The following is a 15,457-nucleotide window of genomic DNA, read 5'->3' on the forward strand; positions in this document are numbered from 1 at the left end:
CATGTCAGAGAACCAAGAAAAAAACCGTCGCTGCAAAAGCTGTGATGAGAACATGAGAATAAGCCCAGAAAAACTGGAGCGTTTAATAGAAATAGCCACTAGAGAAAGACCTTTAGCGCCGGAGGAGCAATATTTGCAGCGTATTGAACATTGCCGAGATTGCTCTGGCCTGCAATTTGGTAGCACTTGCCGTTATTGCGGCTGTCTCGTAGAGGTAAGAACAAGATTGCAGGACTCTACTTGCCCCTATCCCTCGGCACCTCGCTGGGAGTGAATACTAAGTTTCTGAAAAGGACGTGAAAATCATCACACAAAATTTGTTAGCTGCTACGCCCCCGATGGGCTGGAATAGTTGGGATTGTTACGGAGCCAGTGTAAATGAAGAAGAAGTAAGAGGCAACGCAGAATATATGGCTACCCATTTGAAGGACTTTGGTTGGGAATATGTAGTTGTGGATATTCAGTGGTATGAGCCTGGAGCAAATTCTTCGCAGTACCGCAACTTTGTACCGCTGGTTATGGATGAGTACTCCAGACTTCAACCTGCTGAGAACCGGTTTCCTTCCGCAGCGGGAGGCAAAGGGTTTGCGCCACTCGCTGAATATGTACATGGATTGGGTTTGAAATTCGGCATACACATTATGCGCGGAATCCCGCGTCAGGCTGCTCATGCAGCCAGTGCCATTCTAGGATCTGAGCAAACCGCACGCGATGTGGCTCATCCAAATTCTATTTGTCCATGGAATACGGACATGTATGGAGTAGATGCTTCAAAAGAAGGCAGTCAGGCATATTATGACTCGCTGTTCCAGTTGTATGCCAGTTGGGGTGTGGATTATGTGAAAGTGGATGATATTGCCGCTTCTCGCATTTATGGATATCACAAAGAAGAAGTTGCTATGATCCGTAAGGCTATTGACCGCAGCGGTCGCGAGATGGTACTCAGTCTTTCGCCTGGACCTGCTCCAGTGGAAGAGGCTGAACACTTAGCCGGACACGCTAACCTTTGGAGAATGACCGATGATTACTGGGATCATTGGCATTTGCTGCGCGGGATGTTTGAGCGCTGTGAGAAATGGGCTCCTTATGTGCAGCCGGGCCATTGGCCGGATTGTGACATGCTGCCGTTAGGTCATCTGGGCATTCGTTCTGTAGATGGCGGGGGAGACCGGTTCACGCGGTTTACTCATGACGAGCAGGTCACCATGATGACACTATGGAGTATTTTCCGCTCCCCGTTAATGTTTGGAGGAGAACTTCGGGACAATGATGATTGGACATTATCTTTATTGACCAATAAGGAAGTGCTTCATCTGCATCGTTATGGTAAAGGCGGCAGTCAGGTAGCGCTAAATGAGGCGCATGCGATCTGGACATCTGAGGATGAACAAGGTAACCACTATGTAGCTTTGTTTAATCTTAGCGATGAAGATTTAACGCTTCAGGTGTCGTTCGAGCAACTTAAGGTTTCAATTCCTAATACTATACGTGATCTATGGCAGAGCCGCGATTTGGAAGTGGTTAACGAAGGTATTTCTCAAACTCTTCCACAGCATGGTTCTGTATTGTTAAAGTTTAAATAGAGGAGAGAGATTATGAATACGAGTGTAGAATATAAAAATCCATTGGTGGAGCAACGTGCTGATCCATGGGTATATAAACATACAGATGGTTATTACTACTTTATTGCTTCTGTTCCAGAATACGACCGGATCGAAGTACGGAGAGCAACAACAATCGAGGGATTGGCTGCTGCAGAACCGGTTGTAGCTTGGCGTAAATATGAGACGGGTCCGCTTAGTGCAAACATTTGGGCACCAGAGCTCCATTATATTGACGGGAAATGGTACATTTATTTCGCGGCGGCGCGTACTACGGAGACGAAGGATGGATTATTCGATCACCGTATGTTTGCTCTTGAGAATGAATCTGCCAATCCTTTAGAAGGAACATGGGTAGAAAAAGGCCAAGTAAAAACCGCTTGGGAATCCTTTGCATTGGATGCAACCACCTTTCAACACAAAGGAAAATTGTATTATGTATGGGCACAGAAGGATCTGAATATTGAGGGGAATTCTAACCTGTATATTTCGGAAATGAGTAATCCATGGACGCTAACCGGTCCTCAGACCATGATTGCTACTCCTGAATATGACTGGGAGATTATTGGGTACAAGGTAAACGAAGGAGCTGCAGTGCTTAAACGTAACGGCCGTATCTTTATCAGCTTCTCGGCTAGCGCTACGGACTTCAATTACTGCATGGGACTTTTGGTTGCAGATGAGGACAGTGACCTGCTGGATGCCACTTCATGGACCAAACTGCCGGAACCGGTATTCCAGACCAATGAAGAGAATGGACAATATGGACCGGGTCATAACAGCTTTACTGTAAATGAAAATGGGGAAGATGTACTCATCTACCACTGCCGCAATTATAAAGAAATTACCGGCGATCCGCTGTACGATCCGAACCGTCATACTCGTGCTCAAGTCTTCCATTGGAATGAAGATGGTACGCCGAATTTTGGGGTTCCCGTTAAGGATGCAGCTAAACGATAATTCGTTAAGCAAATAAAAAAGAGGGTTACTTATAAGCCATGTACATGGCTGCTGAGTAACCCTCTTTCTTATGTTGCACCTTAAGGTATATATTGTTGAACGATAGAAGTAATTACGCCGTCCTGAATGGTGATGTGATACGGGAACTGGCTCAAGTCGATGACATCCGTTTTATTAAATTGATCCATAAATTGCTGTAAGGTGATGGACTCATTCCAGTTGATATCCAAGTCATCCATATTGCCAGTGTGATCAAAAATTTGCATCGTCACTGTGGCGTTATCCGCAATCGGATAAGTTGTCAGAGTATCAACATCATTTACAATATAATAACTGTCTGGAGCTCCGCCTATTTCTGCTGCAGCTTCTGGATCTCTTTCAGCAAAGATTCGATCGGCATCAGCACCCTGATACCAGTTTATTTCATCGGTCGTACCGGAGAGCTTGCCATGGTCGGATTCAATAGTATGAAAGTAAACTGTTTGATGCTGGGTCTTGTCACTATCTTGCGCATCTACCCGTGTTCCAACGGTACTTGCAGAAGTAATGAGGGAAAGAAACAACAGAACAACAACCGGTAACACATACGCTGACTTTTTCTTAAACATTATTAATCTCCCCCTTGAGATATGTAAGACGTTGTATAAAACTTATTACCCGCTCTGTTTTTTCTTAAACGGGTTTTATATTACTCTTTACGTGAGAAGAGCAGTTTTTGTTGCATTTTTTTAAAAGTTTTTTTAAAAAGCAATGAGAAGTCATGAGTTCCCTAAAATGAATAGTAAAAGCTTGTCTCCTCGGGCATATTAAAATATCAAAACATGCAGATTAGGGGGAGCAGCGAATGGGCGGAATACTACGGATTTATAGGAACGATTGGCGTAACTTATTCAGAGTTCCTGTGGCCGTATTGCTGGTTGCCGCATTGGTGGTATTGCCCTCCGTGTATGATTGGGTGAACGTTGCGTCAGTATGGGATCCTTATAGCAATACTTCTGGCATTAAAATTGCTGTTACCAGCTTAGATGAAGGTACTAAGGTGCAGGAGAAGGATTTTAATATCGGCAATGAGGTCATGGAAAGTCTTCGGAGCAATAAAAACTTGGGCTGGACCTTTGTAGATGCAGAGACTGCACATAATGGTGTCAAACGCGGAGACTACTATGCCAGTATTGTTATCCCTGCTAATTTCTCCAAACGAATGACTGGAATTCTTGAAGGAACGATTGTGAAACCAGAGATCGAATATACCGTCAATGAGAAAATAAATGCGATTGCTCCTAAAATCACGGATAAGGGCGCCACTTCAATCACCACACAGATCAGTGAGAATTTCACGGAAACGATTAGTGAGACGGTATTTACTGTTTTAAGTCAAATTGATAAGGAATTTCAATCTGAATTGCCCATTATACGCAAGGTAGAAAAAGGATTGTTTAAATTAGAGGCGAGCCTGCCAGAAATTGAAACCGCAGGTAAACGAGTATTGAAAATCCAGGAAATTTGGCCGCAGATTCATGCCTCAGCAGAGCGTATTTCCACATTGGTGAATAAGCTGCCAGAGGTGGAAAAAGCGGGTGAGGCTTTAGAGAAAATTGCTGAGCATTGGCCGCAAATCGCGAGTACCTTAGATCATTTAGGGGGGCTACAGGACAAGCTGCCCAAGATTGAAGAAGCGGCACAGTTAATCGTTCAACTTGATAACCATTATGGTGAAGTTGAACAGATCATGGCTCAGGCCTCGCAAGGTCTTACGGAAGCGCATAAAATCGTTAATGCTGCCTTAACAGCACTGCCTGAGGCAGAAAAGATTGCCACTGCCGGAAATGATTTTGTTCTGGAGCTTCAACAATTTTTGGAGAAGAGCAGTGCTGCATTTGAAGCTGTTCCAGCAGCTGTCAAACAGAATCTTAATCTCCTACAGCAAACGGAGAGCTCAGTGGTCAAGCTTGCTGAACAGTTAAAGGGAGAGGATAACGAGCCACAAGCTGTACGTGAGCAGTTGGAGTTACTCTCAGCACAGTTGGCTGCAGGAAGCAGCGTGATTGAACACACACTTTCTATGTTAAATGCATTGAACACATTTTCACCTGAAACAGTGTCTATTGCTGATCTTGCGGCATTGAAAGGTGTAGACAGTGTTTTGAACAGTCAGAAGTCCTTGGTAAATGCTATGGCGGCTGACCTTCAGAATAAGGATACCGCTGATTCCAGTGCAATTAACCAATTGTTCCTAAAGTCTGGTCTTGGGAAGCTGGCAATTGCGAAGCTTATCTCAGGATATGATTCGTCGACTATCCCTGCCATAAAAAATAAACTGGAGCAAATAACTTCGGCGGCAGATGTCACAGCTACCGCATTGCAGCAAATGCCAGATCGTTTACCCGCGCTGGGTACTCTACTGGAAGAGACAATGTCGGCGATTGAGTTCGGGCAGACAAGCTTAGCTAGTCTGCAGCAGGATTTGCCAGCTATACGCGAAGCGGTCCACACAGCAGCCAGTGGGGTTGCCGATCAGACCCAGGGCTTTGGTGCTTTCATCCGAGATACACTTCCGCTATTGGAGAGCAGCTTACCTACTGCAGGGGAAAAGATACAGCAAGCTGCGAATTTCGTGCGTCAGGATCTGCCTACTGTAGAAGAGCGGGTTCATCAGGTCTCGGAGCTGATTCGTACAGGACTCCCCCGTGCAGATAAAGGAGTGGCGCTTGCCGCAGATTTGGTGAGAAATGATCTTCCAGTACTGGAAGACTCGATTCGAAAAGCCGCCTCCACGATCCGCCAAATTAAAGAAGAGATTGATCTGGGGGCAATTGCGCAACTGCTCGGAGGAGATATTAAGAGCAAAAGTGATTTTTTGGCCAATCCGGTAGTGTTAAAAGAGAATAAGTTATATCCCATTCCGAATTACGGCTCAGCAATGACTCCTTTTTATGTCGTACTTTCCTTATGGGTCGGAGGCACACTGCTTGTCTCTCTTCTCCGCACAGGTGTGGATACGGGGGGGCTAACGTACAAAAGATATCAATTGTATTTTGGCCGCCTGCTGACCTTCCTTACGGTGGGGATTCTTCAGGGGCTGGTGGCTGTCCTGGGCAACATTTTTATTTTGCACTGTTATGTGGTGAATAAGGTGTGGTTTGTACTTTTTGGAGTGTTAATCAGCATCGTGTTCGTAACCATTGTATTTACGCTTGTCGCTGTATTTGGCAACCTGGGAAAAGGAATAGCAATCGTGTTCATGGTGCTTCAATTCTCTAGCTCCGGCGGTACATTTCCGATTAGTACGACTGGGCGTTTTTTTCAAATATTAAATCCGTATATGCCGTTTACCTATGCAATTAGTCTGATGCGGGAGGCGGTTGGGGGAATTCTGCCGGAAGTGGCGATTCGTGATGTGATTTATTTGATTATCTTCGGTGTGCTGGCACTCTTGCTGGCATTACTCCTCAAGAAACCACTGGAGCCTTTTATCCATAAGGCTTCTGAACAAGCCGAAGAGTCTAAATTGATTTCTTAAAGAAAAAGAGGATGTGCCTAAGCCATGGTGATGGCTTTTGGCACAACCTCTTTTGTGTACTATATGGCAATTGTGCAAAAGGTTATCTGGCAGGAGCAAAATCAGCTACCGGCTTAAGAATCTCCTCGATTTGCTGTAAAGTATCTGCGGAGAGTACCGTATCTACAGCTTTAGCATTTTCTGCAACTTGCTCTGGTTTACTGGCACCAATTAATGCTGAACTTACACCAGGCTGGCGTAGAATCCATGCCAATGCCAATTGCGAAAGCTTCAGGTCTAAACTGTGAGCGAGTTCATCCAGCTGTCCAACCACAGACAACACATCATCACGGAGGTAGCTGGAGATCACACCATTAACTGAATTATCCGCTGCACGGGTTCCTGCTGGAGGTTGTTGCCCCGGTTTATATTTGCCAGTCAGAATTCCTTGCGCTAGAGGAGAGAAGACCACTTGGCCCAGCCCCTCACGCTGGGATACTTCAAGGACCTCATCTTCAATATAACGTTCGAACATATTATAGATGGGTTGATTCGAGATCAGTGGACGCAGGTTCAGTCTGCGGCTGATACCAGCTGCATTGGAGATTTGGGCTGCGCTCCATTCGCTAACAGCGGAGTAGAGAATCTTACCTTGAGCCGTCAGATCATCCAGCGCGCGTAGAGTCTCCTCTACAGGGGTCTCTGTATCAAAGCGATGACAAAAATATACATCAATATAATCGGTGCCTAAGCGGCGGAGGCTGGCTTCACATTGCTCCATAATATGCTTCCGGGACAAACCACGGTTATTAACATCGTCTCCCATGGGGAAAAAGACCTTTGTACTTAGCACATAAGATGATCTTTCATAGGAGCGTAGAGCAGCACCCATCGCTTTTTCGCCTTCACCACGGTTATATGCATTAGCCGTATCAAAGAAATTGATACCGCATTCAAAAGCTTTGCTGATACAAGCATCGGCTGCCTTTTGTTCTGCTGCTGTTCCATATGTAAGCCAACTGCCTAGTCCGATCTCACTGATTTTGAGCCCTGAATTGCCTAGTCTTCTATATTTCATTTTTCTCTTTCCTCCTTGTATTCTATATGATAACTTTACTTGTATTATAGGAGACATTCAAGTTGAATGATTAATATACTAGTAATCAAGGAGATGAAAGATTCAATGACTAATCCAGCTACTAAAAAATCAAAAGTGATCTTATTTCAGGGTGACTCCATTACGGATGGGAATCGGGGTCGTGATGAAGACCCGAATCATATTCTTGGACATAGCTATGCGTATATCATCGGAGGCAAGCTAGGGAATGAGCGGGCAGAAGATAATCTGGTATTCTATAACCGCGGAGTGAGTGGAGATCGAATCTCCGATTTATATGCACGCTGGAATGAAGATGCAATTAGCTTGCAGCCTGACATCATTAGTATATTGATTGGGGTTAACGATATTTGGAGAATGATGAAAGGGGAACCAAGTGGAGTTACAGACCGTTTTGAACGCGCTTACCGTCATGTACTTGAAGAAACACGTGAAGTTCTGCCACATACGAAGCTGATTTTATGTGAGCCTTTTATTTTAAATACCGGAGCTCCAGCTGAACAGTGGTCAGAATGGGAAGCGAAGATTAGACATTATCAGGGAGTGGTTAAGCAGCTGTCTGAGCAATTTGATACGGTCTATGTACCTTTACAGGATGCTTTCAATGCAGCTGCGGAGAGAGCAGAAGCAGCCTACTGGCTGTGGGATGGCGTTCATCCGACGACTGCCGGGCATGATCTGATTGCTGGGGAATGGCTGAAGGTCGTCTTGGAAAGGGGTCTTTTAAACAACTAAGTTATAAAGTTATTATCTCTCTTTATCTATGCACCTGCTGATCACTCAGCGGGCGCATAGATAAGAGATACATGGTAATTATTTAAGAAATCGATCCATTCCTCAGAAGGCTTCTGATCTGTAACGATATAATCCACTCTATCAAAGCTGAACAACTTAATGAACGCAGTCCGGTCAAATTTGGAGTGATCTACGAGCAGAACCACTTTATTTGCCTGCTGCTGCATAAGCACCTTCAGTTCACTTTCTTCTTCATTTGAATCACTTAGCCCGCCTGTCATGGACAATGCTTTACAGCTGAATATAGCTACATCCACATTATATTTTCGAATCGTCTGTGAAGCGGTATTTCCAACAAAGGAGCTGGTCTCGGGGCCTAAAATTCCACCTGTGGAAATCAGCTTTTGACCGGAGTGTTGAAATTCGGATAATACCACCAGAGAGTTCGTAATAATTGTCAGATTGTTTTTCTCCTCAATAATTCTACGCAAGGCTTCAAACACCGTTGAGCTCGTATCTGTCACCAAGCTGTCTCCATCATTGATTAATTGCAGTACATTATCGGCTATGATTCGCTTTGCTTCAATATTGACCTGATGTCTGCTGATGTAGGAAGGATCTTCATTGGTATGGGCGTTGAGAATGGCTCCACCATAATTTTTTTTGGCAAGACCTTCTTTGTCCAGTTTATCTAGATCCCGCCGAATGGTCTCTTCCGAGACGTTGAATTTTTGCGCTAGCTCTGCGACATGGACCTTCTTCTGTCTGTAAAGCTCTTTAATAATTAGATCCCGTCGTTCAAATGCTTTCATTCATTCACTCACCTTTATATATAAATCGTCTGCTTTCTAGTGTACTACATTGTTGTTTAAATCTAAAAATAATTACATATTCACATAAAACCACAATATATAATAATTATATCACATAAAACCACACTTTTGTTTAGGTAATATGTTGTTTTGTGTTGACTAAAGCGCTTGCAGATTTTATGATGAAGGAGAAATAGATCTATTAACGATGACTCTAAGATGATCTTGAGGAGGAACGGCATTGATAGAAAACTATCCGAAAATTGGTATCCGCCCAACCATTGATGGCAGAAGAAGAGGCGTTCGTGAATCACTGGAAGAGCAAACGATGGGCATGGCTCAGCGGGTGGCTAAGTTTATTGAAGCGAATTTAAGGTATCCGAATGGGAGTCCTGTAGAGTGCATCATCGCCGATTCTACGATCGGTGGAGTTAAAGAAGCTGCTGCTGCGGCTCAGAAATTCTCCGGGGCTAACGTAGGGGTGTCGATCACCGTGACGCCTTGCTGGTGTTATGGCTCAGAGACAATGGATATGGATACATCCATTCCGCATGCCGTGTGGGGATTTAACGGAACGGAACGGCCGGGTGCTGTGTATCTAGCTGCTGTTCTCTCGGCGTATGCTCAAAAGGGAATTCCTGCGTTTGGTATCTATGGTGAAGATGTTCAAGAGTCTAGCAGTGAAGAGATTCCAGCGGATGTGCAGTCTAAATTGCTGCAGTTTGCTAGAGCAGGCTTAGCAGTTGCTCAAATGAAGGGGAAATCATATTTATCTATGGGTTCTGTTTCGATGGGGATTGCGGGTTCCATTGTGAATGAACAGTTTTTCCAAGAGTATCTGGGCATGCGCAATGAATATATAGATATGTCTGAATATGTCCGGCGCTTTGAAGAAGAGATTTATGATAAAGAGGAATTTAAGCGTGCGCTAGCGTGGACTAAAGAAAACTGCCAAGTTGGCGCCGATAATAATCCGCCGCATCTGCAAATCAGTGCAGAAGAGAAAGAGAAGCAGTGGGAGACCTGTGTGAAAATGACATTGATCGCCCGCGACCTGATGATCGGCAATCCGGTTCTCGCTGAGCTTGGTTTTGAGGAGGAAGCTAACGGCCACAATGCAATTGTTGGCGGTTTCCAAGGCCAGAGACAATGGACGGACCATTTCCCTAACGGCGATTTCATGGAGACGATGTTGAATTCTTCTTTTGACTGGAACGGCAAACGTGCACCTTATCTCGTAGCGACAGAGAATGACAGCTTGAATGGGGTAACGATGCTGTTCAATTATTTGCTTACGAATACAGCACAAATCTTTGCGGATGTCCGAACCTTCTGGAGTCCCGATGCTGTGAAGCGAGTGACGGGTCATCAATTGGAGGGAGAAGCAGCTCACGGAATACTGCATCTGATCAACTCTGGTTCGGCAGCGCTTGATGGTACAGGTGAGCAAAGGATAGAGGGTAAGCCTGCAATCAAACCTTTTTGGGAGATTACAGACGAAGAGGCTGAGGCTTGTCTAAGCAATACACAATTCCGGCCAGCTTCTCAAGAATATTTCCGGGGAGGCGGCTTCTCTACCGATTATTTAACCCAAGGCGGAATGCCGGTTACTATGGCTCGTTTGAACCTGGTGAAGGGGCTTGGACCTGTTCTTCAGCTTGTTGAAGGTTACACTGTAGAGCTGCCTGAAGAGGTTCATCATACTTTGGATCAAAGAACAGATCCGACATGGCCGACGACCTGGTTCGCTCCTAAGCTAACTAACAGTGGTTCATTCCAATCGGTATATGATGTCATGAATAATTGGGGCGCGAATCATGGGGCGATCAGTTATGGCCATATCGGGGCGGATCTGATTACGCTGGCGTCGATTTTACGCATTCCAGTAAGTATGCATAACGTTGAGGAATCACGTATTTTCAGACCACGGGTGTGGTCGTTATTTGGGACGGAGAATCTGGAAGGAGCAGATTACAGAGCCTGTCAGAATTTCGGACCGCTATATTAAAATCTTCTTGTGGAGCAGGTGTGCTTGAAATGGGTGATACGATTAAGCTTCTGGCTATGGATCTTGGCGCCAGTTCCGGAAGAGTGATGTTGGGATTGTATGACGGTAACACCCTTCGCATAGAAGAAATTCATCGGTTTGCTAATACGCCGGTGTATGTTGGCGGGCATTTGTATTGGGATGTTTTGAAGCTCTTCCACGAAATGAAAAAAGGAATCCAGAGAGCTTATAGGGCGCATGGAAAATTGAGGTCTCTAAGCGTGGATACGTGGGGAGTCGATTACGGTTTTATTGATAAAAGAGGGATGTTGCTCTATTCCCCCCATCATTATAGGGATAGGAGAATGGGAAGTCATCGTCTAGGGTTGGAGGCGCTGCTTCCACCAAGGGAGCAATTTAGCATTACAGGTATTCAACCGAGCTTAATTAATACAGTTTATCAGCTGTTTGCTGATTTTCAGGATAATGATTCTCTGCTAGAGATCGCAGATACTGTTTTAATGATGCCAGACCTGTTCCACTATTTATTCTCTGGTATCGCGGCAGCAGAAAGCACGATTTGGAGTACAAGTGGCTTAATGGACGCTGTATCTGGTAAAGTCTCCACTGAAGTATTCAGCAGGCTTAATATCCCGGTTGGTCTAGTGCCACAACGGGTTCAAGCGGGAACGGTTATTGGTTCTATCCTTCCGGTAATTCAAGAGGAGCTTAGCGTAGGTTCAATGGAGGTAATTGCGGGTGCTTCTCATGATACGGCTTCAGCAGTAGCTTCTATTCCTTATTCTCTAAAGGAAGATGCAGCATTTATTAGCTGTGGTACATGGTCGTTAGTGGGCATGGAGACGCCTAAAGCTGTCATTACAGAGAAAAGCTATGAATACGGATTCACAAATGAGCAGTGTTACGGCCAATCTAATCGTTTGCTCAAAAATATAACGGGACTATGGATTTTGCAGGAGCTGCAAAGGAATTGGGCCGAAGCGGGAAAATACGTCAGCCAAGGCCAAATGGTTGAGCTAGCCGAAACCATAAATCATGCTCCAGCAATTATTGATCCGAATGACGAGCTGTTCAGTACACCCGGTGTGATGACCCAACGGATTAGAGAATATTGCGAACGAACAGGCCAGCAAGCCCCTTATACGAAAGCTGAGATTATACGCGTCATACTTGAGAGCTTAGCAGAGTCCTATCGCCATACGATTGACGAAATGGAAGAGATCACCGGCAAAAAAATCAATATCATTCATATGGTCGGTGGTGGGATTCAGAATGAACTGCTCTGTCAGCTTACCGCTAATATTACGGGGAGAAAAGTTGTAGCGGGGCCTGTGGAAGCCAGTGCAATTGGCAATATAATTATTCAACTGGCTGCCCTAGGGGAACTGGAAATCTCCGGGGGCAAGCAGGTAGTGGAAAGATCTTTTGCCTTTAAGACATATCTGCCTTCTTTGGTGAAGGTTTGTGAAAAATAGGATACGAGGAGAGAAACCCTATGGATACCTTAGAACAAAAATTACGTTTGCAGATTTGTGATATCGGGAGAAACCTGTTTAATAAAGATTTTATTGCGGCTAATGATGGGAATATTTCTGCTCGCTTATCAGAGAATGTAATTCTGACTACCCCCAGAGCGGTGAGTAAGGGATATTTAGAGCCTCATATGCTTGTAAAAGTGAATCTGCAAGGTGAAGTCCTTGAAGCAGCTGAAGGCTACAGACCCTCAACGGAAGCAAAAATGCATCTAAGAATTTATAATGAGCTGCCAGAGATGAAGGGTGTGGTCCATGCACATCCCCCGTATGCTACTGCATTTGCCATAAAAGGTGAGGCGCTCGACAAGATGATGATGCCAGAGTCGGTGATTATGATCGGAGATATTCCGTTGGCGGAATATGGAACACCATCGACGGAAGAAATTCCAGATTCACTGATGCCTTTCCTGGGCAAAAAAACTGCGGTCCTGCTCGAGAATCACGGAGCCCTTACTTGGGGAGAAGATGTTATGGAAGCATATCTGAATATGGAGCGGCTTGAGTATACCGCCAAGCTCACCTTCATTACCCGGATGATTGGCGGGGAGAGAGAATTGCCGCAGCATCGGATTGATGAGCTGGTAGCGTTGCGATCATTTTATGGGAAGTAAAGAGGTGCCTTATGTTAAAAGGAATTCCTAAGCTGCTGTCTCCGGAGCTGGTACGCATTCTGATGGAGATGGGTCATGGGGATGAGCTTGTATTGGCTGATGCGAATTATCCCGGACATTCGTTGAATCCGAGGGTACTGAGATATGATGGCATCGGTATTCCCGAACTGCTGGATGCCATCTTAGAGTTGTTACCTCTGGATCATTACGCAGAGCAACAGGTGGCTTTTATGGCAGTAGTTGCAGGAGATCCAACTGTGCCGGTTATCTGGTCCACATACGAGACAATCATCGCCAAACATGATGCTGAAGCCACGATTAAACATGAGGAACGTTTTGATTTCTATAACCGTTCTAAGCAAAGTTATGCAGTTATAGTTACTGGTGAAGAAGCGTTGTATGGGAACGTTATTCTTAAAAAAGGCGTTATTAAAAGTTAAAATAACGGAAACGAAGCCGCTAACCGCTTGGGTGACCAAGGAGTTAGCGGCTTTTTATGCTGCAAGGATAAGTATTTATAACCGGATTACTCGGTACTCATATGCACCAAGGGAGAGGGGGCCGCAGGCCACGGATTTGCCTGAGAGAACATCATGTCCGTCCCGCGGGAGTGTGAGACTTCCCCCGTGTCCATCCATATTTACAAGGGTCCAGACTTCGGCAGCTTGGTCATCGCTTCTAGGGCAGACAAGGGTTCCCTTAGTGACATCACTGCGTAGGGTAACACCAGCACGTTCTGCATAATGATCAATGAGTTTACATAACATTAGGTTGCCTTCTTCACCGGCAGGCATTGAACCCAGCATAACAATAGTGCCTTGTCCGTAAGGCTGCTCCGTCAGGAAGGACAACCCCGGCGTCACCCCCTCCGTAATCATTCCGATACTGGAAACGGACTCTGAAACGGGTTCAAAAACAGAACTCCACAAGGACAAGGGAGCAGATACCCCAAAAGCGTGTCCAATCGTGCCTGTTGATTCCAGCGGATAGGTAAACTTAGTTTTGACGCCTGCTAACCGCTCCAATTCCCCAAGTCCGGCATTCGTGTGAAGGGTATGCTCCTTCGTTCGTCCTCCGGTAAGAGGACCGACAATCCAAATCCCGCCAGCTGCTGTGAAGGCCAGGGCACTTTGCACATACTCGGGGGACAAATAATGTACGAACGGAGTGAATAACAGCTTGTATCCGGTTAAGTCTCCGCCTTCGGGCAGCAGATCCCTGTGAATGCCCATATGAAGAATTCTTTTGTAGAAATCGCCCAGCAGACTACGATAATTTAGCTTCCGATGAGGTTCAGTTGCGAGATAAGCTTTGGTTCTGTCCGAATAGGTAATCGCAACATCTGCCCGAAGGGGCCGGGTGGAGAGCATAATTTGTTCAATTTCCCGCCGTGCTTGATTGGCCTCCAGCACATTAACGTACCCTAGAGCTGGTTCTCCCCAGGCACTAAGGATCGAGCTATGCGTTTGTTCACTTCCGGAAGTATGCTGGCGCCAGAGCCAATAGCAAAATGCACCTGCACCCAGCGCATAGGCGGCAACTGCTTCTGCTTTCAGATATCCATTCGGATGGGGCACACCAAAACTGACTAGAGATGCGGCAAACGAGGGTCCGGTCTCCATTATCCAGAAATCTTTTCCCGGCTTGAAATTTCGCCACAGATCACAGTTAAGCAGATAAGCATGCATATTTTCCTGTGAGGCATAGGTGTCGTAGGCAGCAAAGTCGAGATTTTGAAATAGCCGCTCATTATCTAGATGAAAAGCGACACTGCTGTTGTGGGTAATTGGCGCAGTGGAGTGGCGGCGGATAATATCAGCCTGCTCATCGGCGAATTCAGCGATCTTTTCCATTGAAAATAAGCGATACATCGTCCGCAGGGATGAATTGTGGAGGAAAGGTGCGGGTCCTGGCTGTGGCACCTGATCAAAACGTTGATAAGTTTGGCTCCAGACGGCTGTTCCCCATGCCTCATTCAACCTTTCAATGGAGCTGTAGCGCTGCTGCAACCAGATATGCCATAAGCCTTTACAGGTCTCACACATACACTCCGCCACATGCGCTTTGAATTCGTTATCGAGCTGCCAGGCGGTTAACCCCGGCAGTGCTCCGGTCTCCTTGGCAATATGCTCCGTAATAATGGCTGCACGCTCACGAAAATAAGGATTGTTCGTACAGATATGCTGCCGTGCTCCATGTCCCATTACCGTTCCGCTTTCATCCACATAACAGCGCTCAGGATGTCCATGAGTAAGCCAGATGGGGGGTGTAGGTGTCGGCGTACACATTACTGTGTCAATTCCGTTTCTATGTAACCTTTCGATATATTTCACGACGGGCCCGATATCAATCTTATCTTCTTCTGGCTCCAAAGCAGACCAAATGAATTCTCCGATTCGTACGATATTAATCCCCGTTTCTTTCATTAGAAGGATGTCCTGCTCAAGCACCTCTTCACTCCATAGCTCGGGATACCAAGCAGCACCGTAGTATAGCTTGTTCTTCAATTCAGTTCCTCCTTTAAGGCAAACATTTGCTGGAAATCATCACTTGGAATCATAGGTGCTTAATGTCTTACG

At 45.6% G+C, this 15,457-nt stretch carries 13 protein-coding genes; 9 read left to right on the plus strand and 4 right to left on the minus strand.

Annotation, left to right across the window (positions count from 1 at the left end; translation table 11 throughout):
* The first annotated feature begins 1 nt into the window (after window position 1).
* Genes NSQ55_RS07615 through NSQ55_RS07625 form a run of 3 tightly spaced genes read left to right on the plus strand, consistent with a single transcriptional unit; the run spans window position 2 to window position 2,561 of the window.
* Window positions 2-274 (plus strand): DUF6171 family protein, encoded by a 273-nt coding sequence (locus NSQ55_RS07615; RefSeq protein ID WP_076106144.1) that lies wholly within the window; start codon window positions 2-4, stop codon window positions 272-274.
* Between the two features lie 31 nt (window positions 275-305).
* Complete coding sequence (locus NSQ55_RS07620; RefSeq protein ID WP_339174432.1) at window positions 306-1,583, plus strand: glycoside hydrolase family 27 protein; 1,278 nt, start codon at window positions 306-308, stop codon at window positions 1,581-1,583.
* A 12-nt stretch (window positions 1,584-1,595) separates the two neighbouring features.
* Window positions 1,596-2,561, plus strand: coding sequence for a family 43 glycosylhydrolase (locus NSQ55_RS07625; protein WP_339172390.1), 966 nt, complete (start codon window positions 1,596-1,598; stop codon window positions 2,559-2,561).
* An 80-nt stretch (window positions 2,562-2,641) separates the two neighbouring features.
* Here the strand turns inward: NSQ55_RS07625 and NSQ55_RS07630 are convergent, their stop codons facing one another.
* Complete coding sequence (locus NSQ55_RS07630) at window positions 2,642-3,169, minus strand: hypothetical protein (RefSeq protein ID WP_076185295.1); 528 nt, start codon at window positions 3,167-3,169, stop codon at window positions 2,642-2,644.
* Window positions 3,170-3,405: 236 nt separating this feature from the next.
* Here NSQ55_RS07630 and NSQ55_RS07635 point away from each other — a divergent pair, with 236 nt between their 5' ends.
* Entirely contained in the window at window positions 3,406-6,081 is a 2,676-nt protein-coding gene (locus NSQ55_RS07635) for a YhgE/Pip domain-containing protein (protein WP_339172393.1), read from the plus strand.
* A gap of 82 nt (window positions 6,082-6,163) precedes the next feature.
* Here NSQ55_RS07635 and NSQ55_RS07640 read toward each other — a convergent pair whose 3' ends face one another.
* The gene (locus tag NSQ55_RS07640; protein WP_076280513.1) at window positions 6,164-7,138 is read right to left on the minus strand and encodes an aldo/keto reductase family protein; all 975 of its coding nucleotides are present in this window, start codon (window positions 7,136-7,138) and stop codon (window positions 6,164-6,166) included.
* 66 nt (window positions 7,139-7,204) lie between these two features.
* On the opposite strand from NSQ55_RS07640, the gene NSQ55_RS07645 reads away from it, so the two are divergent.
* Window positions 7,205-7,912, plus strand: a complete 708-nt coding sequence (locus tag NSQ55_RS07645) for an SGNH/GDSL hydrolase family protein (RefSeq protein WP_076185293.1) — start codon at window positions 7,205-7,207, stop codon at window positions 7,910-7,912.
* Between the two features lie 41 nt (window positions 7,913-7,953).
* Here NSQ55_RS07645 and NSQ55_RS07650 read toward each other — a convergent pair whose 3' ends face one another.
* Entirely contained in the window at window positions 7,954-8,724 is a 771-nt protein-coding gene (locus tag NSQ55_RS07650; protein WP_076185292.1) for a DeoR/GlpR family DNA-binding transcription regulator, read from the minus strand.
* Window positions 8,725-8,965: 241 nt separating this feature from the next.
* Here NSQ55_RS07650 and NSQ55_RS07655 point away from each other — a divergent pair, with 241 nt between their 5' ends.
* From NSQ55_RS07655 to fucU, 4 genes are read left to right on the plus strand one after another with little or no spacing between them, the layout of a single operon-like run.
* Window positions 8,966-10,732, plus strand: coding sequence for an L-fucose isomerase (locus NSQ55_RS07655; RefSeq protein ID WP_076277111.1), 1,767 nt, complete (start codon window positions 8,966-8,968; stop codon window positions 10,730-10,732).
* A 29-nt stretch (window positions 10,733-10,761) separates the two neighbouring features.
* Window positions 10,762-12,207: a rhamnulokinase family protein gene (locus NSQ55_RS07660; protein ID WP_339172399.1), complete on the plus strand. Its 1,446-nt coding sequence runs from the start codon at window positions 10,762-10,764 to the stop codon at window positions 12,205-12,207.
* 20 nt (window positions 12,208-12,227) lie between these two features.
* A complete protein-coding gene (locus NSQ55_RS07665) occupies window positions 12,228-12,878 on the plus strand; it encodes a class II aldolase/adducin family protein (protein WP_038569477.1) in 651 nt (216 codons plus the stop codon).
* A gap of 11 nt (window positions 12,879-12,889) precedes the next feature.
* Window positions 12,890-13,318, plus strand: coding sequence for an L-fucose mutarotase (gene fucU, locus NSQ55_RS07670; protein ID WP_076138304.1), 429 nt, complete (start codon window positions 12,890-12,892; stop codon window positions 13,316-13,318).
* A gap of 75 nt (window positions 13,319-13,393) precedes the next feature.
* Here fucU and NSQ55_RS07675 read toward each other — a convergent pair whose 3' ends face one another.
* Window positions 13,394-15,385, minus strand: a complete 1,992-nt coding sequence (locus NSQ55_RS07675) for a beta-galactosidase (protein ID WP_339172402.1) — start codon at window positions 15,383-15,385, stop codon at window positions 13,394-13,396.
* Window positions 15,386-15,457 lie beyond the last annotated feature (72 nt).

The organism is Paenibacillus sp. FSL H7-0943 (assembly GCF_037963265.1).
GTDB lineage: Bacteria > Bacillota > Bacilli > Paenibacillales > Paenibacillaceae > Paenibacillus_AQ > Paenibacillus_AQ odorifer.

Excerpts from the sequence above, each read along its gene's own strand:
- NSQ55_RS07635 (WP_339172393.1), top strand. The coding sequence starts at position 3,406 with ATGGGCGGAATACTACGGATTTATAGGAACGATTGGCGTAACTTATTC.
- NSQ55_RS07630 (WP_076185295.1), bottom strand. The coding sequence starts at position 3,169 with ATGTTTAAGAAAAAGTCAGCGTATGTGTTACCGGTTGTTGTTCTGTTG.
- NSQ55_RS07615 (WP_076106144.1), top strand. The coding sequence starts at position 2 with ATGTCAGAGAACCAAGAAAAAAACCGTCGCTGCAAAAGCTGTGATGAG.
- NSQ55_RS07660 (WP_339172399.1), top strand. The coding sequence starts at position 10,762 with ATGGGTGATACGATTAAGCTTCTGGCTATGGATCTTGGCGCCAGTTCC.
- NSQ55_RS07640 (WP_076280513.1), bottom strand. The coding sequence starts at position 7,138 with ATGAAATATAGAAGACTAGGCAATTCAGGGCTCAAAATCAGTGAGATC.
- NSQ55_RS07650 (WP_076185292.1), bottom strand. The coding sequence starts at position 8,724 with ATGAAAGCATTTGAACGACGGGATCTAATTATTAAAGAGCTTTACAGA.
- NSQ55_RS07645 (WP_076185293.1), top strand. The coding sequence starts at position 7,205 with ATGATTAATATACTAGTAATCAAGGAGATGAAAGATTCAATGACTAAT.
- fucU (WP_076138304.1), top strand. The coding sequence starts at position 12,890 with ATGTTAAAAGGAATTCCTAAGCTGCTGTCTCCGGAGCTGGTACGCATT.
- NSQ55_RS07665 (WP_038569477.1), top strand. The coding sequence starts at position 12,228 with ATGGATACCTTAGAACAAAAATTACGTTTGCAGATTTGTGATATCGGG.
- NSQ55_RS07625 (WP_339172390.1), top strand. The coding sequence starts at position 1,596 with ATGAATACGAGTGTAGAATATAAAAATCCATTGGTGGAGCAACGTGCT.